Annotated in this window: 26 protein-coding genes and 1 pseudogene; 12 read left to right on the forward strand and 15 right to left on the reverse strand. The window is 50.1% G+C overall.

Features of this window, described 5'->3' with window-relative positions:
- The first annotated feature begins 49 nt into the window (after nucleotides 1-49).
- On the forward strand, nucleotides 50-985 hold the full coding sequence (metR, locus tag PCO85_00370; GenBank protein ID WJV53987.1) for an HTH-type transcriptional regulator MetR: 936 nt from the start codon (nucleotides 50-52) through the stop codon (nucleotides 983-985).
- On the opposite strand, the gene PCO85_00375 is transcribed toward metR, so the two are convergent.
- The 6 genes and pseudogenes from PCO85_00375 to PCO85_00400 form a co-directional block, all read right to left on the reverse strand.
- On the reverse strand, nucleotides 891-1,790 hold the full coding sequence (locus PCO85_00375; GenBank protein ID WJV53988.1) for a carboxylate/amino acid/amine transporter: 900 nt from the start codon (nucleotides 1,788-1,790) through the stop codon (nucleotides 891-893). The two genes, metR and PCO85_00375, sit on opposite strands and share 95 nt — an antisense overlap.
- A 148-nt stretch (nucleotides 1,791-1,938) precedes the next feature.
- Nucleotides 1,939-2,040: pseudogene (locus PCO85_00380) on the reverse strand (phospholipid:lipid A palmitoyltransferase).
- A 126-nt stretch (nucleotides 2,041-2,166) separates the two neighbouring features.
- Nucleotides 2,167-2,988, reverse strand: coding sequence for a serine O-acetyltransferase (cysE, locus tag PCO85_00385; GenBank protein WJV53989.1), 822 nt, complete (start codon nucleotides 2,986-2,988; stop codon nucleotides 2,167-2,169).
- 105 nt (nucleotides 2,989-3,093) lie between these two features.
- Nucleotides 3,094-4,113 carry an NAD(P)H-dependent glycerol-3-phosphate dehydrogenase gene (gpsA, locus tag PCO85_00390; protein ID WJV53990.1) on the reverse strand — a complete coding sequence of 340 codons (1,020 nt, stop codon included), beginning with the start codon at nucleotides 4,111-4,113 and terminating at the stop codon, nucleotides 3,094-3,096.
- Entirely contained in the window at nucleotides 4,113-4,583 is a 471-nt protein-coding gene (secB, locus tag PCO85_00395) for a protein-export chaperone SecB (GenBank protein WJV53991.1), read from the reverse strand. The genes gpsA and secB overlap by 1 nt, the downstream gene beginning before the upstream one ends.
- Before the next feature lie 122 nt (nucleotides 4,584-4,705).
- Nucleotides 4,706-5,140: a rhodanese-like domain-containing protein gene (locus PCO85_00400; GenBank protein WJV53992.1), complete on the reverse strand. Its 435-nt coding sequence runs from the start codon at nucleotides 5,138-5,140 to the stop codon at nucleotides 4,706-4,708.
- Nucleotides 5,141-5,450: 310 nt separating this feature from the next.
- Here PCO85_00400 and envC point away from each other — a divergent pair, with 310 nt between their 5' ends.
- Both envC and PCO85_00410 read left to right on the forward strand, forming a co-directional pair.
- Nucleotides 5,451-6,728, forward strand: coding sequence for a murein hydrolase activator EnvC (envC, locus tag PCO85_00405; GenBank protein ID WJV53993.1), 1,278 nt, complete (start codon nucleotides 5,451-5,453; stop codon nucleotides 6,726-6,728).
- Between the two features lie 28 nt (nucleotides 6,729-6,756).
- Nucleotides 6,757-7,647, forward strand: coding sequence for a divergent polysaccharide deacetylase family protein (locus PCO85_00410; GenBank protein WJV55949.1), 891 nt, complete (start codon nucleotides 6,757-6,759; stop codon nucleotides 7,645-7,647).
- Between the two features lie 47 nt (nucleotides 7,648-7,694).
- Here the strand turns inward: PCO85_00410 and tdh are convergent, their stop codons facing one another.
- Entirely contained in the window at nucleotides 7,695-8,720 is a 1,026-nt protein-coding gene (tdh, locus tag PCO85_00415; protein WJV53994.1) for an L-threonine 3-dehydrogenase, read from the reverse strand.
- 13 nt (nucleotides 8,721-8,733) lie between these two features.
- Entirely contained in the window at nucleotides 8,734-9,930 is a 1,197-nt protein-coding gene (locus PCO85_00420) for a glycine C-acetyltransferase (GenBank protein ID WJV53995.1), read from the reverse strand.
- A gap of 249 nt (nucleotides 9,931-10,179) precedes the next feature.
- Between PCO85_00420 and rfaD the strand changes: the two genes are divergently transcribed.
- The 5 genes from rfaD to PCO85_00445 are packed head-to-tail and all read left to right on the forward strand — an operon-like array spanning nucleotide 10,180 to nucleotide 15,379.
- Nucleotides 10,180-11,112: an ADP-glyceromanno-heptose 6-epimerase gene (rfaD, locus tag PCO85_00425; GenBank protein WJV53996.1), complete on the forward strand. Its 933-nt coding sequence runs from the start codon at nucleotides 10,180-10,182 to the stop codon at nucleotides 11,110-11,112.
- A gap of 30 nt (nucleotides 11,113-11,142) precedes the next feature.
- A complete protein-coding gene (gene rfaF / locus PCO85_00430; GenBank protein ID WJV53997.1) occupies nucleotides 11,143-12,195 on the forward strand; it encodes an ADP-heptose--LPS heptosyltransferase RfaF in 1,053 nt (350 codons plus the stop codon).
- The gene (gene rfaC / locus PCO85_00435; GenBank protein ID WJV53998.1) at nucleotides 12,192-13,163 is read left to right on the forward strand and encodes a lipopolysaccharide heptosyltransferase RfaC; all 972 of its coding nucleotides are present in this window, start codon (nucleotides 12,192-12,194) and stop codon (nucleotides 13,161-13,163) included. Before rfaF ends, rfaC begins: the two co-directional genes overlap by 4 nt.
- Before the next feature lie 12 nt (nucleotides 13,164-13,175).
- Nucleotides 13,176-14,261 carry a putative lipopolysaccharide heptosyltransferase III gene (gene rfaQ, locus PCO85_00440; GenBank protein WJV53999.1) on the forward strand — a complete coding sequence of 362 codons (1,086 nt, stop codon included), beginning with the start codon at nucleotides 13,176-13,178 and terminating at the stop codon, nucleotides 14,259-14,261.
- Nucleotides 14,258-15,379 carry a glycosyltransferase family 4 protein gene (locus tag PCO85_00445; GenBank protein WJV54000.1) on the forward strand — a complete coding sequence of 374 codons (1,122 nt, stop codon included), beginning with the start codon at nucleotides 14,258-14,260 and terminating at the stop codon, nucleotides 15,377-15,379. The genes rfaQ and PCO85_00445 overlap by 4 nt, the downstream gene beginning before the upstream one ends.
- A 155-nt stretch (nucleotides 15,380-15,534) precedes the next feature.
- Here PCO85_00445 and PCO85_00450 read toward each other — a convergent pair whose 3' ends face one another.
- From PCO85_00450 to PCO85_00460, 3 genes are all read right to left on the reverse strand, one after another.
- Nucleotides 15,535-16,629: an O-antigen ligase family protein gene (locus PCO85_00450; GenBank protein ID WJV54001.1), complete on the reverse strand. Its 1,095-nt coding sequence runs from the start codon at nucleotides 16,627-16,629 to the stop codon at nucleotides 15,535-15,537.
- 110 nt (nucleotides 16,630-16,739) lie between these two features.
- On the reverse strand, nucleotides 16,740-17,846 hold the full coding sequence (locus tag PCO85_00455; protein ID WJV54002.1) for a glycosyltransferase family 9 protein: 1,107 nt from the start codon (nucleotides 17,844-17,846) through the stop codon (nucleotides 16,740-16,742).
- Entirely contained in the window at nucleotides 17,843-18,973 is a 1,131-nt protein-coding gene (locus PCO85_00460; GenBank protein WJV54003.1) for a glycosyltransferase family 4 protein, read from the reverse strand. Before PCO85_00460 ends, PCO85_00455 begins: the two co-directional genes overlap by 4 nt.
- 537 nt (nucleotides 18,974-19,510) lie before the next feature.
- Between PCO85_00460 and waaA the strand changes: the two genes are divergently transcribed.
- Genes waaA through coaD form a run of 3 tightly spaced genes read left to right on the forward strand, consistent with a single transcriptional unit; the run spans nucleotide 19,511 to nucleotide 22,033 of the window.
- Entirely contained in the window at nucleotides 19,511-20,788 is a 1,278-nt protein-coding gene (waaA, locus tag PCO85_00465) for a lipid IV(A) 3-deoxy-D-manno-octulosonic acid transferase (protein WJV54004.1), read from the forward strand.
- Nucleotides 20,785-21,564, forward strand: coding sequence for a glycosyltransferase family 2 protein (locus tag PCO85_00470; GenBank protein WJV55950.1), 780 nt, complete (start codon nucleotides 20,785-20,787; stop codon nucleotides 21,562-21,564). Before waaA ends, PCO85_00470 begins: the two co-directional genes overlap by 4 nt.
- Nucleotides 21,554-22,033 (forward strand): pantetheine-phosphate adenylyltransferase, encoded by a 480-nt coding sequence (coaD, locus tag PCO85_00475; GenBank protein WJV54005.1) that lies wholly within the window; start codon nucleotides 21,554-21,556, stop codon nucleotides 22,031-22,033. Before PCO85_00470 ends, coaD begins: the two co-directional genes overlap by 11 nt.
- Before the next feature lie 49 nt (nucleotides 22,034-22,082).
- Here coaD and mutM read toward each other — a convergent pair whose 3' ends face one another.
- The 4 genes from mutM to radC form a co-directional block, all read right to left on the reverse strand.
- A complete protein-coding gene (gene mutM, locus PCO85_00480; protein WJV54006.1) occupies nucleotides 22,083-22,892 on the reverse strand; it encodes a bifunctional DNA-formamidopyrimidine glycosylase/DNA-(apurinic or apyrimidinic site) lyase in 810 nt (269 codons plus the stop codon).
- 77 nt (nucleotides 22,893-22,969) lie between these two features.
- Nucleotides 22,970-23,137: a 50S ribosomal protein L33 gene (rpmG, locus tag PCO85_00485; GenBank protein ID WJV54007.1), complete on the reverse strand. Its 168-nt coding sequence runs from the start codon at nucleotides 23,135-23,137 to the stop codon at nucleotides 22,970-22,972.
- Between the two features lie 11 nt (nucleotides 23,138-23,148).
- On the reverse strand, nucleotides 23,149-23,385 hold the full coding sequence (gene rpmB / locus PCO85_00490) for a 50S ribosomal protein L28 (GenBank protein WJV54008.1): 237 nt from the start codon (nucleotides 23,383-23,385) through the stop codon (nucleotides 23,149-23,151).
- A 239-nt stretch (nucleotides 23,386-23,624) separates the two neighbouring features.
- Complete coding sequence (radC, locus tag PCO85_00495; GenBank protein WJV54009.1) at nucleotides 23,625-24,290, reverse strand: DNA repair protein RadC; 666 nt, start codon at nucleotides 24,288-24,290, stop codon at nucleotides 23,625-23,627.
- 197 nt (nucleotides 24,291-24,487) lie between these two features.
- Here radC and PCO85_00500 point away from each other — a divergent pair, with 197 nt between their 5' ends.
- Entirely contained in the window at nucleotides 24,488-24,976 is a 489-nt protein-coding gene (locus PCO85_00500) for a DUF2202 domain-containing protein (GenBank protein ID WJV54010.1), read from the forward strand.
- Nucleotides 24,977-24,983: the final 7 nt, after the last annotated feature.

A 24,983-nucleotide genomic window follows, 5' to 3' on the forward strand; every position in this document is an offset into this window, starting at 1 on the left:
TGTATTAAGCACAAGCGCAATTTATTCACTGTCACTGTGAAGGACTCTCATGATCGAATTTAAACACTTACGGACGCTACAGGCTCTGCACAATACGGGATCGTTAGCTGCCGCCGCCGCACAGCTTCATCAAACGCAATCCGCTCTGTCGCATCAGTTCAGCGATTTGGAGCAACGTTTAGGATTTCGGTTATTCGTCCGTAAGAGTCAGCCGCTACGGTTTACGCCTCAGGGTGAAATTCTGCTACAACTGGCCGAGCAGGTACTGCCGCAGATACAGCAAGCGCTTCAAGCTTGCCATGAGCCGCATCAGACTACATTGCGCCTGGCGATTGAATGCCATAGTTGTATTCAATGGCTAACCCCGGCGCTGGAAAATTTCCATCAGAGCTGGCCGCAAGTGGTGATGGATTTCAAATCCGGTGTGACCTTTGATCCGCAACCAGCCCTGCAACAAGGGGAACTGGATCTGGTGATGACCTCCGATATTCTGCCGCGCAGTGGTTTGTTCTATGCGCCGTTATTTGATTTTGAGGTCCGTCTGGTGCTTGCTCCGGATCATCCGCTGGTAGCGAAAGAGCGCATTGTGCCGGAAGATTTGAGTCAGGAAACGCTGATGATTTACCCGGTACAGCGGCAGCGACTGGATATCTGGCGTCATTTCTTGCAACCGGCTGGTGTCAGCCCGTCGCTGAAAAGTGTTGATAATACGTTATTGCTGATTCAGATGGTGTCGGCCCGCATGGGGATTGCTGCGCTACCACACTGGGTAGTGGAAAGTTTTGAACGCCAGGGTTTGATAGTAACCAAAACCCTGGGAGAAGGTTTATGGAGCCGATTGTACGCCGCTGTACGCGATGGCGAGCAGCGCCAACCGGTTATCGAGGCGTTTATTCGTTCCGCGCGTCAGCATGCCTGTGAGCATCTACCGTTTGTGCGGGACGCTTCACGACCCAGCGCCGGTGTACCCATAACGAAGATATGATAATGGCGGCACCAACGATAAATCTCGGCCAGTGAGGCTGTTCCTGCCAGATGGCAAAGTTCACCAGCAGCCCAGCCGGGACGTGAAAGTTATTCATAATGCCGAGCGTGCCGGCATCCACTTGTGTCGCACCATAGTTCCACATGAAATATCCCAGGCCAGATGCTCCAATGCCCAACCAAATCAGCACACCCCACTGCAATGATGTGGTGGGGAGTTTATGGGGATTACCGAACAGTAACCAGGCCACCACGGAAACCGCCAGCGCACCGAGATAAAACCAGGAAAATGCACTGTGCTGCGGCATGGGGTAGACTTCCATCAGACGTTTGTAGCCCACCTGTCCCATTGCAAAAAAGATATTCGCCGCCTGTACCAGCAACAATCCCCACCAGAATTGTCCATTGACGCCATCATAGCGGATCACCGCCGCGCCCAGCACCGCCAGCAGGGCGCTCAGTGCGTAGCCCCAGCGCAGACGCTGATGCCCTAGCAGATCGTAAATCAGCGTGACATAAAGAGGTGTCATCACGGTGAACAGCAAAAACTCCGGTACTGACAGGTAGAGATAAGCCTGGAATACAAACAGATACATAATGCCGAGCTGACATGCGCCCACTAACAGATATAACCCGATGACTTTAGGCTGATATCCGCGCCAGCGCAGAAAAGGCAGAAAGACCAGAGCGGCCAGGCCAACACGCATCAGCACGGAGAACCAGCTATCCACATGACCGGCAAGATATTCACCTATCAGACTGAATGAAAAAGCCCATAGAATGGTAGTAAGAATCAGTAATGGCACAAGTGTGACTCACTCAATAACACGTAGTATAAGGCGCTATTGTAATAGACTTTACCGCATGAATTTCAGTCAACATGGTTTACATTTGTATTAATTTAAACCACTTGTCCACTTGTGTTCGGGTAAGCGGCGTGTGAATGGTTAAAACTCACAGCCAGGTAAAAAACACACTGCCGTTGTGATAAGTGTCGGGAATGCATTTCGCCTGAAAAGATAGTCGTTGGTCGTTTACTGACGCCAAAGGTAATAGCCTCCAGGACTGAAATTCGACAGATGATCTGACTCCTGGTTTTTTTAGAAGGGTTTTTAACTTTAAAATAAAAACCACCCGGTTTCGGATGGTCAGATAGAAAAGCAGACTTAATCGGTCGTTGGATTAAATACCATCACCGTATTCGAAGCTACGATTGGTGCCGTTGAAATACTGGTCCATATCCATGGCGGGTTTATCGCTGTCTGGACGGCCGACGATACGAGCCGGAACACCTGCGACGGTGGTGTGGGGCGGAACCGGCTGTAATACCACCGAACCTGCGCCAATTTTGGCACCGCGACCCACCTCAATATTTCCCAGAACCTTGGCGCCAGCACCAATCATGACACCTTCTCTGATCTTGGGATGACGGTCACCGCTGGTTTTACCTGTACCACCGAGGGTAACGGACTGAAGAATGGAAACATCATTTTCCACCACAGCCGTTTCACCAATCACGATGCCGGTGGCGTGATCCAGCATGATGCCACAACCGATATGAGCTGCCGGGTGAATATCTACGCCAAATGACACGGAAATCTGATTCTGGAAATAGATGGCTAATGCCTGGCGATCCTGCTTCCATAACCAATGACCGATACGGTAGGCTTGTAAGGCATGAAAGCCTTTCAGGTACAGCAATGGGGTGGAATATTTATCTACCGCCGGGTCACGCAGACATACTGCCTGAATATCCCGGGCTGCGGACATGATCATTGATGGGTTTGCATGGTATGCCTCTTCTACTACTTCACGGATGGCAATGGCCGGCATAATAGCGTTTGCCAGCTTATTTGCCAGCATATAGCTCAAGGCATTTCCCAGATTTTCATGCTTTAACAAGGTGGCATGAAAAAAGCTTGCCAGCATAGGTTCACAGTCAGCTAAACAGCGGGCTTCATCCTTAATGTTTCGCCAGACCAGTTCCAGTTCTTCATGTGACATTGCATCAACCCTCTGAAATACCCTACATTCCACGCTAGTCGGTTACTTATGCTCAGGTAGAAATACTATTGGGCCATCTCGCGGAAACCCATCAGTGTTGTCGTGTTATACATGGGGACTTTCATCTTTACTGGCTCGTCCCAGTAAACTCAGTGCGGCTTCACGAGCGTCCTTGCCGCAGTATAAAACTTGCCAGAGTTGCTCGGTAATCGGCATCTCTACGTTATAACGTTGGGCGAGTGCCATCACTTCTTTGGTATTCCGATAACCTTCAACTACCTGACCTATCTGGGCCTGAGCACTATCTACATCCATGCCTTGCCCCAACATCATGCCAAAGCGGCGGTTGCGCGATTGATTATCGGTACAGGTCAATACCAGATCACCGAGCCCGGCCATTCCCATAAAGGTGGTAGGATCGGCGCCCAATGCGACACCCAATCGGGTCATTTCTGCCAAACCACGGGTAATCAACGCCGTACGGGCATTGGCACCAAACCCCATGCCATCTGACATTCCGGCACCGATGGCGATCACGTTTTTTACCGCGCCCCCCAGCTGTACACCAATAAAATCAGGATTGCTATAGACCCGGAAACTTTTGCCGCAGTGCAGCAACAGTTGCAGATCATCAGAAAATTCACGATCTGTTGCCGCCAGTGCTATCGCTGTCGGTAATCCCGCAGCCAGCTCTTTGGCAAAGGTTGGCCCGGATACGACAGCCAGTGGAATATCGTTTCCCAGCGCTTCACGTGCAACATCCTGCAACAAACGACCCGTTTCCGCCTCCAGTCCTTTCGTTGCCCATACCACGCGCGCATCGGCACGTAAGTGTGGCTTAATTTGACGCAACACGTCAGCGAACACGTGGCTCGGTACTACAACCAGAATATTGCGGCTGGCCGCCAGGGCACGAGTCAGATCGGTTTCCAGTTGCAACGAATCAGGAAAGGGAACATCTGGCAGAAACGCCTGATTACAGCGAGCGGTTTGCAAGGCGTGAATGTGCGCCGGATCGTGCCCCCAGAGCACAACCCGGTGGCCATTACGAGCCAGTGTAATAGCCAGAGCGGTGCCGTAGGAGCCGGCACCAATCACGGTCATGGAAGCTTCAGCAGCGTTCATCAGGCATCCAGAGACGGTGCCGCACTTTCATCGTCTGTCTGTTGTTGCAGATAGTTCATGAACAGTGCGTCGAAGTTGACCGGTGCCAAATTTAGTTGTGGGAAAGTCCCGCGGGACACCAGGCTGGTGATACATTCGCGTGCGTAAGGGAATAAGAGATTCGGGCAGTAAGCTCCCAGACAGTGCGCCAGTTGAGTACCTTCCAGTCCTTCAACGGTGAAAATGCCGCCCTGTTGAACTTCACACAGAAACGCGGTTTCTTCGCCAAGGCTGGCGGTAACAGTTACGCGCAGCACAACTTCATAAACATCGTCAGCCAATTGGCTTGAAGTAGTATCCAAATCCAGTTTTACTTCCGGTTGCCATTCTTGTTGGAATACAGCAGGCGCTTTTGGTGCTTCAAAAGAAATATCCTTGGTATAAATACGCTGGATCTGGAAGTTCATTTCGACGTTGTTTTGTTCAGACATGTTAAATAATACCCTTTGTTAGATTTCCCTGACGTGCTTCACCCTATACAGGTACAGAGAGTAGACGCCAACCCATTATTATAGTCTAGTCCTGCATATAGCCTTTACCTGGCCGTCATACATCATTGCTTACCGCGCACCAATGGAAGGTTTTCACCACTCCAGCCGGTCAATCCATCCTTGAGCGTCATCGCACGTACAAAACCCGCCTTGAGCAGGTTCTCCGCTGATTCTCGGGAGGACAAGCCATTGGCGCAGACCACAATGATTGGCTGAGACTTATGTTTTTCCAGCTCACCCAGATTGCCGCTTTTAATGTCGTTGGGGATCAGGTTAATCGCATTGGCAATGTGCCCGCGACGATAGTCATCACGATTGCGAATATCGACCACAATCGCATCTTCTTTGTTAATCAGTTGGATCGCTTCACCACGAACCACCTCTTTTACCTTGGAAAGGCTACTTTTTACAGTAAGCACAATGACGGCAACCAGCAGGCCAACCCAGGCCAGGACCAAGATTGAGTGCTTGCTAATGAATGGCATAATATCTTGCATGGGGTGTAACGACTCCGGAAATTTAGTTAAGCAACAAATATAAGGTTTCTGAGTATACCTGCGCGATACCGCAATTACAGCCAGTAAGCCAACATCGCACACTGAATCTGCGGCGCAAGACATAAAAACACTGGCATAAAACCGGCCAGATGGCTCATTTTATGCGTAGATCCTCCCATTTATCTATTATTGATGTGTCTGAAGTCTGGTGGATGCACCTGACTACGGAAAAGGCTTGTCACGTATGGAAATAGAAATCCAGAGCGAGACAACTGGTAAGCCGCTGTTCATCGTGGAATAATCTTTCGTCATGAGTAAAGAAGCGTTCTGTGTACAGTTGCGAGCAACAGGGTGTAATAAGTTGCTAATCCATTGCGCCAGTGCGCTTTGCGTTGGCGTATTATTATTTCCATGCAGTGGCTGGAGTAAAGATAATCAACAACAGCTCAAGTCGATTCAGCAAAACATTGCCGAAAAAGAGAAAAGCGTTAAACAACAGCAACAACAACGCAGCGCCCTGCTGGATCAGTTGAAAAAGCAGGAACAGTCCATTGCTCACAGCTCTCGTCAATTACGTGAAACCCGCCATACGCTGGAAAGTCTGAATAAAGATATCAGCGCACTGAATGCTTCTATTACCAAATTGCAGGCACAGCAGAAGACCCAGGAACATATCCTGGCGCAACAACTGGATGCCGCATTCCGGCAGGGCCAACACAGCGCCTTTCAACTGATTCTCAGTGGCGCAGAAAGTCAGCGAAGTGAACGCATACTGGCGTACTTTGACTATCTGAATAAAGCTCGCCAGCAATCCATTACTGACCTGCAACAGACGCGGACGAAACTGGCGGACGAAAAGCAGGAGTTGGAACAGAAACAGTTGCAACAAAAAGATCTTCTTGGTAACCAACAGCAGCAGCAGAAAACACTGGAGCAGGCGAGAAGTGAGCGTCAAAAAACGTTAGGTAGTCTGGAAACTTCTCTGAAAAAAGACCAGCAGCAGCTAACTGAACTTCGGCAGAATGAAATCCGTCTGCGCGACCAGATAGCCCGTGCAGCGCGGGAAGCGAAGGCACGCGAGGAACGGGAGGCCAGAGAAGCTGCCCGTGTCAGGGAAAAAGAGCAACAGGCCAAGCGCAGTGGCTCCAGCTACAAACCCACTGAAAGCGAACGTTCTCTTATGGCGCGTATCGGTGGGTTGGGTAAACCGGCGGGTCAGGCAATATGGCCGGTACGGGGCAGTATGTTGCACCATTTCGGCGAACCACTCCGGGGTGAGTTGCGTTGGAAAGGATTGGTGATTGCCGCCGCAGAAGGAACCGAGGTAAAAGCTATTGCCGCTGGCAGTGTGCTGATGGCTGATTGGTTGCAGGGATACGGGTTGGTTGTCGTGATTGATCACGGCAAAGGCGATATGAGCCTTTACGGTTATAACCAGAGTGCGTTGGTGAAGGTGGGTGAGCAGGTCAAAGCCGGTCAGCCGATTGCGCTGGTTGGTACCAGTGGCGGGCAAAGTCAGCCTGCGCTTTATTTTGAAATTCGACGCCAAGGGCAGGCGGTAAACCCACTCCCATGGTTAGGAAGGTAACGCCTTGAATCCGCTAGCCTCACGCGTTGTGTCTTTTATTTGTATCTGTTTGCTGGCTCAGCCCGTTTGGGCGGGAAAACTGTCTATCGTCATTGATGATTTCGGTTACCGACCGCATAACGAAAACCAGGTGCTGGCTATGCCAACGGCTATTTCTATCGCGATTCTGCCCAATGCGCCTTATGCCCGCAAGATGGCGATCGAAGCTCACCGTCAAGGGCGGGAAGTTTTGATTCATCTGCCAATGGAACCGATAAGTCGGCAACCTTTGGAACGAGATACGCTCCGTCCCGATATGAGCAGTACAGAGATTCAACGCATCCTGCGGGAAGCGGTTAACCATGTCCCTTACGCGGTTGGTTTGAACAATCATATGGGCAGCGCCATGACGTCCAGCTTGTCAGGGATGCAAAAAGTGATGCAGGCCATGACCGCGTATCAACTCTATTTCCTGGACAGCATGACCATTGGCAACAGTCAGGCCAGCCGCGCTGCACAGGGTACGGGCATCAAGGTGATTAAACGTAACGTCTTTCTGGATGATACGCAGAATGAGGCGGATATCCGCCGCCAGTTTATGCGTGCGATTGATATTGCCCGGCGTCGCGGCTCCGCAATTGCCATCGGTCATCCGCGTCCTGCGACCATTCGTGTTTTGCAGCAGATGTTGCCAACATTGCCAGCAGATATCGTGCTGGTGCGGCCAAGCCAGTTGCTGAACGAATCGGAACGGTATTATGAGCCGATGCCGATTATCACTGCGTCGAAGTCGGTGTTCCACCCGGTGAGACAATGCTATGTCAAACGGCCGCTATCACCGGTATCGCAGGCAAAAGTCTTCAGACAGCTGGAAGAAGGCATCGGCCAAAGTGATGTGGGAACCTATATCAAACAGCGCTGGCAAACCTGGCTGGAATAAATTTCCCGGGCTACTTCGTGCAGCAGCCCGGTTGGCGTTCATCAACGTTAATCCCAGTTAAGGAGAACCTTCCCGGACTGGCCGGAGCGCATCACATCAAAGCCTTGTTGGAACTCATCAATGGTAAAACGGTGGGTAATGATGGGTGAGAGATCCAGTCCTGACTGAATCAGCGCGGACATCTTGTACCAGGTTTCAAACATCTCACGGCCATAAACACCTTTTATCATCAACCCTTTGAAAATGATGTCACTCCAGTCTACCGACATGGCCTGTGGCGGAATGCCCAGCATGGCGATGTGACCACCATGGTTCATTACCGATAGCATGGAGCGAAACGCTGTCGGTGCACCAGACATTTCCAGACCGACGTCAAACCCTTCCGACATACCCAGTTCCTGCATCACATCAGTCAGTTTTTCACGTTCGACATTCACTGCCCGGCTGACACCCATCTGACGGGCCAGCCCCAGTCGGTAGTCATTCACATCAGTTATTACCACATGACGAGCACCGACATGACGGCAAATCGCGGCGGCCATGACACCAATCGGTCCGGCACCGGAAATCAGTACGTCTTCTCCCACCAGGTTGAATGACAGTGCGGTATGTACCGCGTTACCCAGAGGATCAAAAATGGCGGCAATATCATCGGGAATATTATCTGGAATACGAAAAGCGTTATACGCCGGAATGACCAGATACTCAGCAAATGCACCCGGACGATTAACGCCCACACCGATGGTGTTACGACACAGATGGCGACGTCCGGCCCGGCAGTTACGGCAGTAACCGCAGGTGATATGTCCCTCTCCGGAGACTCGATCGCCAATGTGAAAACCATCCACTTCCTGCCCGATAGCCACAATTTCGCCGACATATTCATGACCTACCACCATCGGGACCGGGATGGTTTTCTGCGACCATTCATCCCAGTTATAAATATGCACATCCGTACCGCAGATGGCGGTTTTGCGGATTTTGATCATCACATCGTTATGTCCCGGTTCCGGTTTAGGGACGTCCGTCATCCATATTCCCGGTTCCGGCTGTAGTTTCGCCAATGCTTTCATGATGATTATTCTCTCAGTTAATCACACCCAGACGTGTGCCCACCCGGATAAACGCATCCACTGCCTGCTCAATTTGTTGTGGCGTATGGGCCGCAGACATCTGGGTACGGATGCGAGCCTGTCCATTGGGAACCACCGGATAGAAGAAGCCGGTAACATAAATACCTTCGCGTTGCAGCGCCGCGGCAAAATCCTGCGCTAACTGGGCCTCACCCAGCATCACCGGAATAATGGCGTGATCGGCTCCTGCCAATGTAAAGCCAGCGGCAGTCATCTTCTGGCGAAACAGGCTGGCGTTCTGCCACAAACGCTGGCGCAATTCCTGTCCTTCCTCTAGCAGTTCCAATACCTTGATAGATGCTGCGACAATAGCCGGCGCCAGCGAATTGGAGAATAGATAAGGCCGTGAACGCTGGCGTAGCCATTCGATAACTTCACGACGTCCAGCCGTATAGCCGCCGGATGCACCCCCGAGGGCTTTCCCCAGAGTACCGGTAATAATGTCGACCCGGTCCATAACCTGGCAGTATTCATGGGTACCGCGACCTCGTTCCCCCACAAACCCGACCGCATGGGAATCATCTACCATCACTAACGCATCATAGCGATCCGCCAAATCGCAGATACCGCGCAGATTAGCGATCACGCCATCCATGGAAAACACGCCATCAGTGGCAATCATGATATGCCGGGCACCATCTGCTCTTGCTTGTTGTAGTCGGGCTTCCAACTGATTCATGTCGTTGTTGGCATAGCGGTAACGGCGAGCTTTGGACAGTCGGATCCCATCGATGATGGAGGCGTGGTTCAGGGCGTCGGAAACAATGGCATCTTCCGGCCCCATCAGTGTTTCGAATAATCCGCCATTGGCATCAAAGCAGGAAGAATAGAGGATGGCATCCTCCATACCCAGAAATGTCGCCAGACGATGCTCCAGTGTTTTGTGGATATCCTGTGTGCCGCAGATAAAACGCACTGACGCCATACCAAAGCCGTGGCTGTCCAACCCGGTTTTCGCTGCCTCAATCAACGCGGGGTGATTGGCAAGACCCAGATAATTGTTAGCGCAAAAGTTGATGACTTCACCGCTGTCTGCCACGGTAATTTTTGCCTGCTGGGCGGAGGTGATGATGCGTTCTTCTTTGAACAGCCCTTCGGTGCGGGCGGCCATTAATTGCGCGGTAATTTGTTGATAGAAAGAGGATGGCATAAGTAATTATTCTCCCAGGAATAGCCCGTTTTCATTTAGGTCATAAAGTAATGGAAAAACACTATTCTGACGGGTGAGGGATTGGAAAAATGCAAACTGGGTCACGAGAGAGAGAGATAGTGCGTTGTATGAGGTAAAGCAAGAGAAAGTAACGCCGGGCTGCTTGCAGTAAAATGAAATGCTATTATAGCCATCATAGACAGTGTAGGGCGTGGTGCTCTACCAGCAAGTTTAACAAGGGTAATTCCCATGATTATCGTTACTGGCGGTGCCGGTTTCATTGGCAGCAATATCGTTAAGGCCCTGAATGACGCTGGTCATCGGGATATTCTGGTGGTCGATAACCTGAAAGATGGCACCAAATTCGTCAATCTGGTTGATCTGGATATCACCGATTATATGGATAAAGAAGATTTTATCGCCAATATCATGGCGGGTGACGATCTGGGTGATATTGATGCCGTCTTCCATGAAGGCGCCTGCTCGTCCACCACCGAGTGGGATGGTAAATACATGATGGATAACAACTATCAGTATTCCAAAGACGTGTTGCATTACTGTATGGAACGTGGCATCCCGTTTCTGTATGCCTCTTCCGCCGCGACCTACGGTGGACGCAGTGACCATTTTGTTGAAGAGCGCCAGTATGAACAGCCGTTGAATGTTTATGGCTATTCCAAGTTCCTGTTTGACCAGTATGTGCGCGATATTCTGCCGCAGGCTGATTCCCCGATTTGTGGTTTCCGTTATTTCAACGTTTATGGTCCACGTGAAGGGCATAAAGGCAGCATGGCCAGTGTCGCGTTTCATCTGAACAACCAGATTAATCAGGGTGAGAACCCGAAGTTGTTTTCCGGCAGTGAAAACTTTCAACGCGATTTCGTCTATGTGGGCGATGTCGCGGCGGTCAATTTGTGGTTTTGGCAGCACGGTGTTTCCGGTATTTTCAACTGTGGTACCGGTCGTGCCGAATCTTTCCAGGCTGTGGCTGATGCGGTACTGGATTTCCACAAAAAAGGTAGCGTGGAATACATTCCCTTCCCGGAAAAATTGAAAGGCCGTTATCAGGCTTATACTCAGGCGGATTTAACCAAACTACGTGCGGCCGGTTACGATAAACCGTTCAAAACGGTGGCAGAAGGTGTAGCCGACTATATGGCCTGGCTGAACCGCAGCGCGTAATCTCGCTTGCCGTAAGGAATTGCCAACGGTATGAAAATTCTGGTTATCGGACCTTCCTGGGTCGGCGACATGATGATGTCGCACAGTCTTTACCGCACCCTGAAAGCCGAACATCCGGATGCCATCATCGACGTGATGGCACCGGACTGGTGCCGTCCATTATTGGCGCGGATGCCTGAGGTTCACCAGGCACTGTCGATGCCATTGGGACATGGGACGTTGGCGTTGGGTGAGCGCTACCGTTTAGGTGCCTCACTGCGCCATACCCACTACGATCGCGCCTATGTGTTACCTAACTCATTAAAATCCGCACTGGTGCCTTTTTTTGCTGCCATTCCCCGGCGAATCGGCTGGCGCGGAGAGATGCGTTATGGTCTGCTTAACGATCTGCGGGTGCTGAATAAAGCCGCCTTTCCACTGATGGTTCAACGTTATGTGGCGTTGGCTTATGACAGGGAGAGAATCCGCGCTGCCAGTGACGTGCCGCAACCATTACTGTGGCCGCAATTGCGGGTTGGTGATGAAGAGATTGCGGAGGTCACGTCTATCTTTAATCTGCCTGACGTTCGTCCGTTGGTCGGTTTTTGCCCTGGTGCTGAATTCGGCCCGGCCAAACGCTGGCCGCATTATCACTATGGTGCGCTGGCGCAAACGCTGATTGACCGGGGATTTCAGGTGGCGTTGTTCGGATCTGCCAATGACCATCAGGCGGGTGAAGATATTTGTCAGTCACTGGCGGATACCGCCCAGGAATATTGTATTAACCTGGCTGGGAAAACGTCACTGGATCAGGCGGTGGTGTTGATTACCGCCTGTCATGCCGTCGTCAGTAATGATTCCGGATTAATGCACGTGGCGGCGGCGCTGAATCGGCCACTGGTGGCGTTGTACGGGCCCAGCAGCCCTGATTTTACTCCGCCGTTGTCGCATCAGGCGGAGGTGATTCGCTTGATTAGCGGGTATCACCGGGTACGCAAAGGTGATGCCGAACAGGGTTATCATCAGAGCCTGATTGATATCCAGCCAGAACGGGTGCTGGAAGCATTAGCCCGCTATCTGCCCTCGCTCGGGGAAAAAGCATGAGGGTGTTAATTGTTAAAACCTCCTCGATGGGGGATGTTCTGCATACGCTGCCGGCCTTAACGGATGCGATGCAGGTGATTCCCGGCATTCAGTTTGACTGGGTGGTAGAAGAAGGTTTTGCCCAGATTCCTACCTGGCATCCTGCCGTTGATCGGGTTATCCCGGTGGCGCTACGGCGCTGGCGCAAGAACTGGTTCAGTGCCGCTATCCGTCAGGAACGAGCGGATTTTAAGCAGCGACTGCGAGAAAAACGTTACGATACGGTGATCGATGCTCAGGGGCTGATTAAAAGCGCGGGGCTGGTCACCCGTCTGGCGCGGGGTAATAAGCATGGGCTGGACTGGAAAAGTGCCCGGGAACCGCTTGCCAGCTGGTTTTACCAATATCGTCACTTTATTGACCGGCAACAACACGCGGTAGAGCGTATCCGTGAGCTGTTTGCTGTCAGTTTGAATTATCGTCGACCGACAGAAACTGGTGATTATGCTATCGCTTCGCGATTTCTTTCTTCCCTGCCGACGGATGCTGGCCAGTATCTGGTTTTCCTGCATGCTACTACCCGTGACGAAAAGCACTGGCCGGAGTCACACTGGCGTGAATTGATAGCGTTGCTACAACCCAGCGGATTGCGAATCAAACTGCCGTGGGGCGCGGAACATGAGTATCAGCGCGCACGGAGTCTGGCGGAAGGGTTCGCGTATGTGGATGTTTTGCCTCGGCTGAGCCTGGAGCAGGTGGCGACGGTGCTGGCAGGCGCGCGAGTTGTCGTCTCTGTAGATACAGGGCTGAGCCACTTGGCGGCTGCGCTGGATCGTCCCAACATCACGCTGTATGGTCCGACTGACCCCGGGTTGATTGGTGGTTATGGTAATAATCAGCAGATCTGCCGTCCGGAAAATAGCCGCAATCTGGCGGATCTCCATGCAGCCGATGTTTATCAGCACTGCGTATCTTTACTGACTGAATGAGGCGGTTTTATTGTGACGTCATCGAGTAAGGTTGAATTAAAGCGAATCCTTATTACCAAATTCCGCCACCATGGTGATGTGCTGCTGACATCGCCACTGTTCTCTATTTTGCGCAAGCGTTATCCGGATGCCCAGATTGATGCGCTGGTTTTTGCCGAAACCGCGGAAATGCTGGCGTTACATCCAGATATTGATCACCTGTACACGGTGGACAAAAAGTGGAAAAAACTAGGTCCGGTCAAGCAGATAGCCAAAGAATGGGCATTACTGAAAACACTGCGCCAGCAACGGTATGACGCGATTATTCATCTGACGGAAAGTATGCGTGGTTTCTGGATTGCCCGCGTAGCGGGTATTCCATTGGGCGTCACCTTTCGTAACACCAGTCGCGACAAATTGTCATTCTGGAGGAAAACCTTTCAGTATCGCGTACCCCGTGTCGCTCGCCGTCATACAGTGGAATCCCATCTTGATACGTTGCGGGTACTGGGGATTCAGCCGGAGGGAGAAGAACGGCGTTTGCAACTCATCCCTGGCGACGAAGCAGACCATGAACTGGAGCAAAAACTCCGGGCGCAGCAGTGGCAAGGGCAATCGTTCATTGTGGTGCATCCCACGTCCCGTTGGCTGTTTAAATGCTGGAAAAGCAGTGCGATGGCGGCAACCATCAACACCTTGTGTGAACGGGGGCATACTATCGTACTCAGCGCATCTCCCGCTGATAACGAAATGGCGATGATTGCTGATATCAAGTCCCAACTGACCTATCCGGTGCTGGATCTATCCGGCCAACTCAGCCTCAAGCAACTCGCCAGCCTGATCGGCAAGGCGCAATTGCTGCTGGGTGTCGACTCGGTGCCAATGCATATCGCGTCAGCCATGCAAACGCCGGTTGTCGCGTTGTTTGGCCCCAGCGGTGACACTGAATGGGCACCCTGGATGACCGTTAATCGGGTAGTGGTATCCGATCATCATCCCTGCCGGCCGTGTGGGAAAGACGGCTGTGGCGGCAGCAAGGTCAGCGATTGTCTACAGCAAATTGGCGTACAGCAGGTATTGCTTGCCATCGATTCCGCACTGCTGGAGGCGCAAGGATGAAGCTGGCGATTGTGCGGCAGAAATACCGTCCTGACGGTGGTGCCGAGCGCTTTGTTTCCCGAGCACTGGATGCGCTGAGCAACCATAAAGTCCTGGATGTCAGCGTAATTACCCGCAGTTGGGAAGGTAGTGAACAGGCTAATCGTAACATTATCATCTGTAACCCGCGGATTACTGGCCGGATACAACGTGAACGCGCTTTTGCCAACGCCGCCCAGCAACATTTTGCCGAGTTTGATCTGGTACAAAGCCATGAACGCATTCCCGGTTGCCATATTTACCGGGCAGGGGATGGCGTTCATCAATCCTGGCTGACCCAGCGTTCCCGCATACTTAGTCCTATACAGAGGAAATTTCTGTGGTGGTCTGGTTTCCATCGTTACATCCTGGCGCAGGAACAGGCGATGTACCAGCATCCGGCGCTGAAAGCCGTTATTTGTAATTCTCAGATGGTTGCCGATGAAATTCGCCATTATTTCTCTGTCCCGGCTGAAAAAATCCATTTAATTTATAACGGGGTGAATACCTCGACTTTTACACCGGGATTAAAGGCAACCTACCGGCGCGCAGTTCGTCAGCATCTTGGGATTGCGGATAATGTGCCCGTTATGCTGTTTGTCGGTTCAGGGTTTGAGCGTAAAGGATTGGCTGGCGCCATTCATGCCATTAATATTTCTTCCCAACATTCACCACATCTGATCGTGGTTGGCAAAGATAAGCACAGTCGTCACTATCAGAAGCTTGCCAGACAGTTACGGGTTGCAGACCGGGTACATTTCATGGGTATGCAACCAGATACCCGTCCTTACTATGGTGCGGCGGATATGTTGCTGCTGCCAACACTGTACGATCCGTTTCCTAATGTGGTGCTGGAAGCCATGGCCAGTGGGCTTGGGGTGATAACCTCTCAGCAGTGTGGTGGCAAAGAGTTTATCCAGCCGGGAATAAATGGATTTGTCTGTGATGCGCTGGATTATGCGGCACTCCGGCAGGCGGTTATTCAGTCCTGCGATGGTGATTTTTCCGAGATGGGGAATTGTGCCAGAGAGCAAGTCGGAAAGTATGATCTCGACTTTCTGAGTGAAAATATGCTCAATCTCTATCAGCAGTTGATATAAAAAACCATTCTGGGGTAGTAGTACGGTTCACATAAGCCGATTATTGGAGGAAACATGGAGATAAGGCCCCATAGGGCTGCCTCATTCCACGTCTCCTCCAACATCATGGTTCCTTGACTAACAAGTATTGCTCACTCCGCAGAGTTTTATGCTTATTAAATAAAACGCTGTTTATCTTGGCGATATTGACTAATCCATAACGCAAAACATAGCATCGTTAAATTTCCGGTTTCATGATGAAATGGGGTATTTACCAGCCCGACGACCAGTGTAATTACTAATGCTGAGCACGTGATTCCCCAGGAATTCCAGCTTGCCAGTGGTGCATTCTTTTTGGGTAAATAGCGTAATAATGTCATGCCCATTGTGCCTAATAATCCAAATACCCAGAAAAACCCCCAAATGCCACTTTCAGCAAGGACATTAATATAGAGATTATGGGCATGAGAGATATTATTGAATATGGGGGTTTTGTCACCCCATTTGATATCAATATAGTGAAAATTATCTTTTCCAACCCCAAACAGTGGGTGCTGTTCAATACTGTTAATTGCTGAACGCCAGATAGTAGCCCGATAGCTCAGAATATTATCTGCATGGGCATTGTTTTCCTGTTTAACGATCACCCGAGCGTTACTTAATAGCGCAATTCCCACAAATCCAATAACGAAGAATATCGGTAAGAGTAGAAAGCGTTTCCCTCTCCTGGCAAACCCGATGCTTAATGCCAGCACGACGGCAATAATTGTGCCAAACGTTGCCCGGCTTTCACCAAAGGTCACGTATACCAGGCTGAGTGCCAGCATTGCCAGCCAGAGTGTACGTTTACCCGCAGTAAATCTAGACCAGTAGGTAAATAATACTGTCAGTGCCATCCCACAAATGATGGCATTATAAATGGCGGCGTGGTTGACATGGCCGACTGAATTTAATGTCCAGTATTGACCATTGCCCAGATAGTAGTGATCCCAGGCACCGTAAATCAGTCCGATGAATGTCCCAAATACTGCCCAAAATACTAACCCTAATTTTTGTCGTTCATTAAAATCAGCTCGGTAAATAATCCAGCCGAAAATCATGTAACGTGCAATGTCGGTTAATGCTGTCGGATCAGTGTGGTAGGCCGAAAAAGGAGCCGCAACCACATAGGCAATGACATACAGCGCAAAAAACAGATCCCATCCAGACCAGATACGGGCCTTTTTCTCAGTAATACCATAATAAATGACAACCAGTAATGTTAGCACCATGGCAATATTCTTTGGCGCTTCAAGTAATGGATTGATGAATATAGTGAATGCGATTAAAAAATATATTATAGAATTACTGCTATTTCGTGGGTGGAAGGATAACTGGGACATTAGTTTTTTCTCAACAAATTGATGAAAGCAGTTTGAACATCATTAAGGCTGATATTTTTCATGCATGCAGAATAACCATCCTGGAAATTCTTGCAGGTATTATCACTTCGGTTGCAACGTTCCAGCCAAGGTAACGGTCGGGCAAACAAGGTTTTCTGGTCACGGCAGGCAATAGGATTAAACCCGGTGGCAATGATGATGTTTCCTTGCCAAAACGATCCGGGTCCAAAAGCAATGGGATTACCGGGGCCATACAGCGTCAGTGTCGGCGTATTTATCCATTTCGCTACGTGGGCGACACCGGTATCGGCACAAATCAACCCGTGCGAGTTTGCCAGTAATGCCAGTAACTGCGATAGAGAAAGCTGGCCGACATAATTTGTATAGCGATCATCAGGGTCGATAGCGTTGACAATATGCTGCTCGTTTTTACCACCGCTCCACACCGGAAGATAGCCTTGTGCAACCAGCCAGTCGGCCAATGCCATCCAACGTTCAGACGGCCAGAAACGGGTAGGGTTGCTGGCACCGACATGCAAAACCACATAAGGTGTTGTTGGTATTGGAAAATCGGTCTCAGGTATTGGCCAGGACGACGGGACGGGCATGACACCCTCTGTCAGTCCGGCTACGGCATCACTCCATGCCATCGGTGCTATTGGATACGGGTGCGCCTCATTTACCGGCCAGGATTTTGCGTTACGTTTAGCCGGAGAGTGGGCAACAATCCAGCGGCTTCCCGCCGCCAGAGCCAGCCAACTATAACGGTTGTCCCCTGGGATAATAGCCAGATCATAAGGACCGCTTTGTATAATTTTGCTCACAGAGTCTGCCGATGCAGGATCGTAAACTTGAACCTCAATCCGATAGGGGTTCAACTGATAAACCGCCATGAACGGCCGTTTACACAGTAAAACAATTCGCGCATCGGGATAGTTCTTCCGCAGCTTACTTAGCAGCGGCGTCAGCATCACGGTATCGCCCAACAATAAATTATGGGCAATGAGAATACTTCTGACTTGTGTCGGCGGGCGGCGCCACGGCTTTTTAAGCAGTTGCAGCAGTCCTAGAGGGAAAATACGTAACCGAGCAGCAAACTTACTCATTGGTGTTTACGTGATTTCAGGTTGGCGTGAAAAATGGTCGTCATCCTGTCAAGCATGATATCTGCGCCAAAACAAGAGCCAGCACGTTGCAATGCTGCCTCACTAAACCGAGTGCGCAACGCATCATCTCCCATCAGGAGCGCCAGTTTTTCATAGAGTTGCTCAACGTTTTTGGGCTCGATCAGAAAACCGGTTTCTCCATTGACCACCGCTTCATCTATTGCACCTACCGTGGTGGAAACAACCGGCAGGCCACACGCCATGGCTTGCATGATGCTTTGCGGAACGCCCTCATTGCCATAAGAGGGTAAAACGAATAAATCCATGCAATTTAGACAATCAGGCACGTCGTCACGATTACCGAGAAAAACAATGCGTCCGATCATACCCATCTGTGCTACCTGCTGTTCCAGTGCCGCACGTTGGGGACCATCACCGACCATCAATAACTGCCACTGTGGATAGTCTTGAGACAATTTTTTCCATGCTTCCAACAGGTAAGCGTGTCCTTTCCATGAACGCATGGTAGCCAGAATGCCCAGTGTAGGTTGGTTTGGTACCCCGATACTCTGACAGGCGACGCGTTTGTCGGTAGGGCGATAGTAGGCAAGGTCGATACCGGTGGGAACCGACGTCATATGATCCAGTGGATAGCGATTATCAGCGCGCAACTGCTGGCGTAAACGCTCCCCAGTCGTTGCAATATGACGGGTCGCCCGCAGATAGAGCCAGCGCGTAGTAAACGAGTTATTGATGTCGGTGGAAACATGCCGCGTTCTTACCATTGGGGGTGTCTGTTTCATCCCCAATGTCAGGCTCGCTACCGCCACCAACCAGGCATCGGTAGAACTATGGGTGTTAATGATGTCGAATTCACTACCGTGCCGCTTTAACCAATGACGTATGGCAAACAACGCCACAAGGCGTTTTTTTTCAATCGGTAGCCCGACAACCGGGATTCCCCGGCTCTGTGCCTCGCGGTAAATATTGGAATGAACACAGCAAAGAATGGTGACTTGATGGCCACGCTTCATCATTCCCTGCGATTCAGTGAGAATACGGATTTCCTGACCACCCCATCCACATGAGGACTCGGTATGTAATATATTTAAAGATGTTTCTAACATCTTTTATACCTTAATCTGATTAATCTTAATCGTAAGGCGCACATAATACATGAACAGTATCGAATAATCCTGCACAAAGTGTTGTCAAATCACCCTTTCAACGACATTTCGGATTCAAGGATTATGAATGTTGTTTATTGATGGTTTACCTATTTTTTCGTGATAACTGGCAACCTGAACTGTCTAGCCTTACTGGCTGAAATAAGAAAATACTGTTGTATCGCATGAAATAACAATCAGTCTGTAATTAATATGTTGAGTTAGTTTAAATAGATTTGAAATGTTATTAACTTTAATATGAAGATTATATTCTTCCTTTTATTCAGAAATCGATGTGGCCCTTTTTTAGGAGGTAAAAAGACATGCCTTCATACCACAGTCATGCTGAATTATGTTTATTATTCTGAATCGTCGATGCTTTCAATTACTTGTTTTCTTGGTAAAATCCGCTATTACCTTAAGCACAGTTTAAAATGATAGATTTAGCCGCTGTAAATATATAGAATTCGCTATCTCAAACTATAAATATAGATGATTATGTTACAATCGCTGTATACATTTCTTCTTTACCTTATCCAGCCGTTGATCTGGGTACGTCTTTGGCTCCGGGGCCGCAAAATTCCTGCCTACCGTAAACGTTGGGGTGAGCGTTACGGTTTCTACAAAGATAAGGTAGAACCGGCGGGTATACTACTGCACTCTGTTTCAGTGGGGGAAACCCTGGCTGCGGTGCCATTGGTGCGCGCACTACGTTACCGTTATCCTGATTTGCCCATTACCGTAACCACCATGACGCCCACCGGTTCCGAACGCGCGATGTCGGCGTTTGGTAAAGATGTTTACCACGTTTATCTTCCCTATGATCTGCCTGGCGCCATGGCGCGTTTTATCAAACATGTACAACCCCGACTGGTTATCGTGATGGAAACCGAGCTGTGGCCAAATATGATTACGGCGCTGCACCAGCGGAAAATTCCTCTGATCATTGCTAATGCCCGTTTATCCGCGCGTTCAGCGGCGGGTTATAAAAAACTGGGTAAATTCATGCGAGTGCTGCTGCGACGTATCACGTTAATTGCCGTGCAGAATGCAGAAGATGGGGCACGTTTCATAGACCTGGGTCTGAAACGATCTCAGATGAATGTCACTGGTAGCTTGAAATTTGATATTTCCGTCACACCAGAACTGGCAGCCAGAGCCGTTACCTTACGCCGTCAGTGGGCTTCCCAACGCCCGGTATGGATCGCAGCCAGCACTCATGAAGGCGAAGAAAAAATCATCATTGAGGCGCATTGTGAATTACTGAAAACCTTCCCTGGACTGTTGCTGATCTTGGTTCCTCGCCACCCTGAGCGTTTTGATGATGCGAAAAGTATCGTGAAAAAAGCCGGGCTGGAATACACCCTGCGCAGTACCGGCGCTATTCCTCCAGCGACAACCCATGTCGTTATTGGTGATTCTATGGGAGAGCTGATGTTGCTTTACGGTATTGCCGATGTCGCGTTTGTCGGTGGGAGTCTGGTTGAGCGAGGCGGACATAATCCACTGGAGCCGGCAGCGCATGCTATTCCTGTACTGATGGGGCCACATATTTTTAACTTCAAGGATATTTGCGCTCGTTTACAGCAGTCCGATGGGCTGATTACGGTAAAGGACACGGCTTCACTGGTAGAACAAGTCACCAATCTGCTGTCGGATGATGATTATCGGATGTATTACGGCCATCATGCCGCAGATGTATTGCACAAAAATCAGGGGGCGTTGCGAAGTCTCCTTACGCTTCTTGAGCCTTACCTGCCTCAGCGGAGCCAATAATGAGCAATAAACGTCTGTCTGTCGTCCTGATCAGCCACAATGCCGCAGACTTGTTGCCGGACTGCCTCTCTTCTGTAGCGTGGGTTGATGAAATTGTGGTACTGGATTCAGGCAGCACCGACAATACCATTGAGATTGCCCGCCAGTACGGGGCCAATGTTTATCAGCACGATACGTGGCTGGGGTTTGGCAAACAACGTCAGGATGCTCAGAATTACGCTAGTGGCGACTATATTTTCATGATTGATACCGACGAGCGGGTTACGCCGGATTTACGTCAGTCGATTGAAAAGGTACTTGCCACCGCTGACGATAAAACGGTTTATCGTTGTGCCCGGCGTAACCTGTTTCTGGGACGTTTCATGCGTCACAGTGGCTGGTATCCCGATGAGGTTATCCGGCTTTATCCCAGCCATTACCGCTATAACGATAATACAGTACATGAATCCCTCGACTATGGTTCAGCCCAGGTGATATCGCTACAGGGGGATCTGGAGCATCTGACGTGCCGCGACTTTTTTGTCTTCCAGAAAAAGCAGCTTAGTTATGCGGAAAGCTGGGCTAAAGAACGCTTTCAGCAAGGGAAACGTTGCAGTTATATGGCTATTTTTACCCATACGTTGAGCGCTTTTGTGAAAACCTGGTTGCTACGCGCCGGGTTTCTCGATGGCAAGCGGGGATTGTTGCTGGCAATAATCAATGCGCAGTACACGTTTAACAAATATACTGGTTTATGGGCTATGAATAACCAGCATAACAAACATCATGACGATTAAAGCGATTTATCCCGGAACGTTTGACCCGTTTACTAACGGTCATCTGGATTTACTGACACGAGCGTCACGTATGTTTGACCACCTGATTTTGGCGATCGCCGCCAGTCCGAGCAAAAATACGCTGTTTACGCTGGATGAACGTGTGGCATTGGCGCAAGCGGTGACACAGCATTTACCTAATGTTGAGGTCATCGGTTTCAGTGAACTGATGGCGCACTTTGCACAACAGCAACAAGCTACCATTTTGGTGAGAGGTCTGAGGGCGGTATCGGATTTCGAATATGAGCTACAGTTGGCCAAGATGAATACCCACTTGATGCCAACCCTGGAAAGCGTTTTTCTGATGCCATCAGAACAGTGGTCGTTTATTTCTTCCTCTCTGGTGAAAGAGGTTGCCAGGCACGGTGGTGATGTTTCCCATTTCCTGCCAGATATAATCAACAACGCTCTGCGTGAGAAACTGGCTTAAACGTGCCACGGCCATATTCCAGGCTGTCACGGGATAACGGCCAACTGTGCTATTGCTGACAACGACGACAGAAGAAGGTGCTGCGTTGTCCTTGTCGGGTGGTTTCTATCGGCGTACCACAATGTCGGCAAGGCTCTCCGGCGCGGCCGTAAACTTGCAATTCCTGAGCAAAATAGCCCGGCTTACCATCCGATTGAAGAAAGTCCCGCAGCGTAGTGCCACCTTGCTCAATGGATCGCTGCAATACATTCTTGATCATCGTTACCAGCAAATGGGCTTCATTTTCTGTCAGTGAGCCTACCGGTCTGTCAGGTAAAATACCCGCGCTGAACAGGGATTCATTGGCGTAGATATTACCCACACCCACTACCTGTTTATTATCCATAATCCATAGTTTGACGGGCGTTTTCTTCCCGCGGGATTTTGTGAGCAGGTAATCGCCGGAAAAATCGTCGCTTAATGGCTCGGGCCCCAGATGTGCCAGTACTGAACTGTTTTCCGGGTCATTGCTCCACAGCCAGGCACCAAAGCGTCGAGGGTCCGTATAGCGCAATACCTTACCGCTATCCATAACCAGGTCAACATGGTCGTGCTTACCGGGCTCGGTATATTCTGGTAAGACCCGCAGGCTACCGGACATACCGAGATGCACGATCATCCAGCCACTGTCGAGTTCAATCAGCAGATATTTGGCACGGCGCTGTACACTTAGTACCTGTTTATCACTCAGCGACAGAATTTCCGGGGAAACGGGCCAGCGCAGGCGGGCATTACGTACTTCCGCATAGAGAATGGTATGACCGACAAGATAGGGGGAAATTCCCCGGCGACTGGTTTCAACCTCTGGCAATTCAGGCATGTTTCCCCCCGTGAAGCATTCCGGCTATGCATATAAAAAAACCCGGCCGAAGCCGGGTTTTTGGTAATCCACTAAAATTACTTGATTTTAGCTTCTTTGTAGAGAACGTGCTGACGGATAACCGGATCAAACTTCTTCAGTTCCAGTTTTTCCGGCTTGGTACGCTTGTTCTTCGTAGTGGTATAGTAGTGACCAGTACCAGCAGAAGAAACCAGCTTGATCTTCTCGCGAACACCTTTAGCCATGATTCAGTTCCTTAATACTTTTCACCACGGGCACGAAGATCGGCCAAAACCGCTTCAATGCCCTTCTTGTCAATAACACGCATACCTTTAGCAGATACACGGAGCGTTACAAAACGCTTCTCATCTTCAACCCAAAAACGGTGTGAGTGCAGGTTTGGCAGAAAACGGCGTTTGGTCGCATTCAGTGCGTGGGAACGGTTATTACCGCTCACCGGACGCTTGCCAGTAACTTGGCAGACTCGGGACATGTCTATATCTCCAAAAATCAAATCAGCTCGAGCTTCGTAGAGGGTGTTGGCCGCCTCGTCAGGCTTTAGAGCCCATCTCAGCAAACTTCACTGAAAAGACTCTGTCATCAGGTAAACCTGCTGACATAGGCTCTTGACGCCACACCCAAGATTCTCAAAGGTGGCGTAGTATACGCTTTGAAGCGTAAGCGCTCAAGTCCCGAACAGCTAAAGATCCCCTCGGATCGTGGAAATATCTTTCAAATCCACCCGCGCTCGGCAAAAGAGATATGTTCTCCACGGCCAATAATCAGATGATCAAGCACGCGAATCTCCAATAACAAACACGCTTTGATGATTTGTTCGGTAATCGCGCGGTCAGCCTGACTAGGCTCGGCTTTTCCCGAAGGATGGTTATGCGCCAGTATCAGCGCGGCAGCGTTGGACTTCAGCGCTTCGCGCACAATTTCCCTCGGATGCACCTCTACAGCGTTAATAGTACCAGCAAACATTTCCTGATGGCGAATAACACGATGCTGATTGTCTAAAAACATGACCAGGAAAATTTCCCGTTCCTGATGCGCCAGCAGCAATTGCAAATATTGCAGTGTAACTTCTGAACTGAGCATGGCATCTTCCCTGGCCAGATGTGAGGAAAATAGCCGCCGAGCCAGCTCAGCCACTGCCTGCAACTGAGTATATTTTGAAATGCCGACGCCCCGGACGGAACAGAACCTTTCCCGATCTGCCGTCATCAGATGATACAGCGAGCCAAATTGTTCCAGCAGACTTTCCGATAATTGCATCACGTTCATTCCGGGTCGGCCGGTGCGCAGGAATATCGCCAGCAGCTCAACATCACTTAATACACCTGCACCCAAGCTAACCAGCTTTTCACGCGGCGCATTTCCTTTATCCCATTCCATTGCCACTCTCCTTGGCTGTATTGCGCCGCTATCATCCCATTCCCGATGGCCCTGGGCGATGTCGTGATCACAATGCTGCGAAGCCTCCCGCAGTTTTGTATTACGATTATGTCAAAGCTGGCTAAGCTTTGATGGAGATCATCCTCCTTCGGGTGTTTAGGGTGATGATGGCTCAGATCTGACAACAGGAGAAAGCGATGATGAAAAGAGTCTGCTGTATCGGTATGTTGTTATTTGCTGCTGCTTTACCTGTCGGAACACTTCAGGCACGACCCGTGCTCGACAAGCCGGCGCAGGACGCATTGCTCTCGGCGTTACACGATGAATATCACGCCGAAGCCTTTTATGCGGCGGTTATCGATAAATTTGGTCAGGTAATGCCTTTCAGAAACATTATCAAGGCGGAGCGCAATCATGAGCGTATGCTGAAAAATCTCATGCAAACCTATGATCTTCCGATCCCGCCCAATACGCTGCTTGGGGATGCCAGCCTGAAAAACACGGTACCGGCTACGTTGCGGGAAGCCTGTCAAATGGGGGTTGATGTAGAGAGCGCCAATCGGGAACTCTATGATAAATCGTTAATTCCTGCCGTCGCTTCCCACCAGAACATCGTCGCCGTTTTTCAGAAATTGCGTGATGCTTCCCACAATAACCATTTACCAGCCTTTGAACGTTGCCGGTAATCCGTAT

The sequence above is a fragment of the Prodigiosinella aquatilis genome (assembly GCA_030388725.1).
GTDB classification, from domain to species: domain Bacteria; phylum Pseudomonadota; class Gammaproteobacteria; order Enterobacterales; family Enterobacteriaceae; genus Prodigiosinella; species Prodigiosinella aquatilis.

Coding starts and splice junctions, on each gene's coding strand:
- metR (WJV53987.1), top strand. CDS start 50: ATGATCGAATTTAAACACTTACGGACGCTACAGGCTCTGCACAATACG.
- cysE (WJV53989.1), bottom strand. CDS start 2,988: ATGTCACATGAAGAACTGGAACTGGTCTGGCGAAACATTAAGGATGAA.
- gpsA (WJV53990.1), bottom strand. CDS start 4,113: ATGAACGCTGCTGAAGCTTCCATGACCGTGATTGGTGCCGGCTCCTAC.
- secB (WJV53991.1), bottom strand. CDS start 4,583: ATGTCTGAACAAAACAACGTCGAAATGAACTTCCAGATCCAGCGTATT.
- PCO85_00400 (WJV53992.1), bottom strand. CDS start 5,140: ATGCAAGATATTATGCCATTCATTAGCAAGCACTCAATCTTGGTCCTG.
- envC (WJV53993.1), top strand. CDS start 5,451: ATGAGTAAAGAAGCGTTCTGTGTACAGTTGCGAGCAACAGGGTGTAAT.
- tdh (WJV53994.1), bottom strand. CDS start 8,720: ATGAAAGCATTGGCGAAACTACAGCCGGAACCGGGAATATGGATGACG.
- PCO85_00420 (WJV53995.1), bottom strand. CDS start 9,930: ATGCCATCCTCTTTCTATCAACAAATTACCGCGCAATTAATGGCCGCC.
- rfaD (WJV53996.1), top strand. CDS start 10,180: ATGATTATCGTTACTGGCGGTGCCGGTTTCATTGGCAGCAATATCGTT.
- rfaF (WJV53997.1), top strand. CDS start 11,143: ATGAAAATTCTGGTTATCGGACCTTCCTGGGTCGGCGACATGATGATG.
- rfaC (WJV53998.1), top strand. CDS start 12,192: ATGAGGGTGTTAATTGTTAAAACCTCCTCGATGGGGGATGTTCTGCAT.
- PCO85_00445 (WJV54000.1), top strand. CDS start 14,258: ATGAAGCTGGCGATTGTGCGGCAGAAATACCGTCCTGACGGTGGTGCC.
- PCO85_00450 (WJV54001.1), bottom strand. CDS start 16,629: ATGGTGCTAACATTACTGGTTGTCATTTATTATGGTATTACTGAGAAA.
- PCO85_00455 (WJV54002.1), bottom strand. CDS start 17,846: ATGAGTAAGTTTGCTGCTCGGTTACGTATTTTCCCTCTAGGACTGCTG.
- PCO85_00460 (WJV54003.1), bottom strand. CDS start 18,973: ATGTTAGAAACATCTTTAAATATATTACATACCGAGTCCTCATGTGGA.
- waaA (WJV54004.1), top strand. CDS start 19,511: ATGTTACAATCGCTGTATACATTTCTTCTTTACCTTATCCAGCCGTTG.
- coaD (WJV54005.1), top strand. CDS start 21,554: ATGACGATTAAAGCGATTTATCCCGGAACGTTTGACCCGTTTACTAAC.
- mutM (WJV54006.1), bottom strand. CDS start 22,892: ATGCCTGAATTGCCAGAGGTTGAAACCAGTCGCCGGGGAATTTCCCCC.
- rpmG (WJV54007.1), bottom strand. CDS start 23,137: ATGGCTAAAGGTGTTCGCGAGAAGATCAAGCTGGTTTCTTCTGCTGGT.
- rpmB (WJV54008.1), bottom strand. CDS start 23,385: ATGTCCCGAGTCTGCCAAGTTACTGGCAAGCGTCCGGTGAGCGGTAAT.
- radC (WJV54009.1), bottom strand. CDS start 24,290: ATGGAATGGGATAAAGGAAATGCGCCGCGTGAAAAGCTGGTTAGCTTG.
- PCO85_00500 (WJV54010.1), top strand. CDS start 24,488: ATGATGAAAAGAGTCTGCTGTATCGGTATGTTGTTATTTGCTGCTGCT.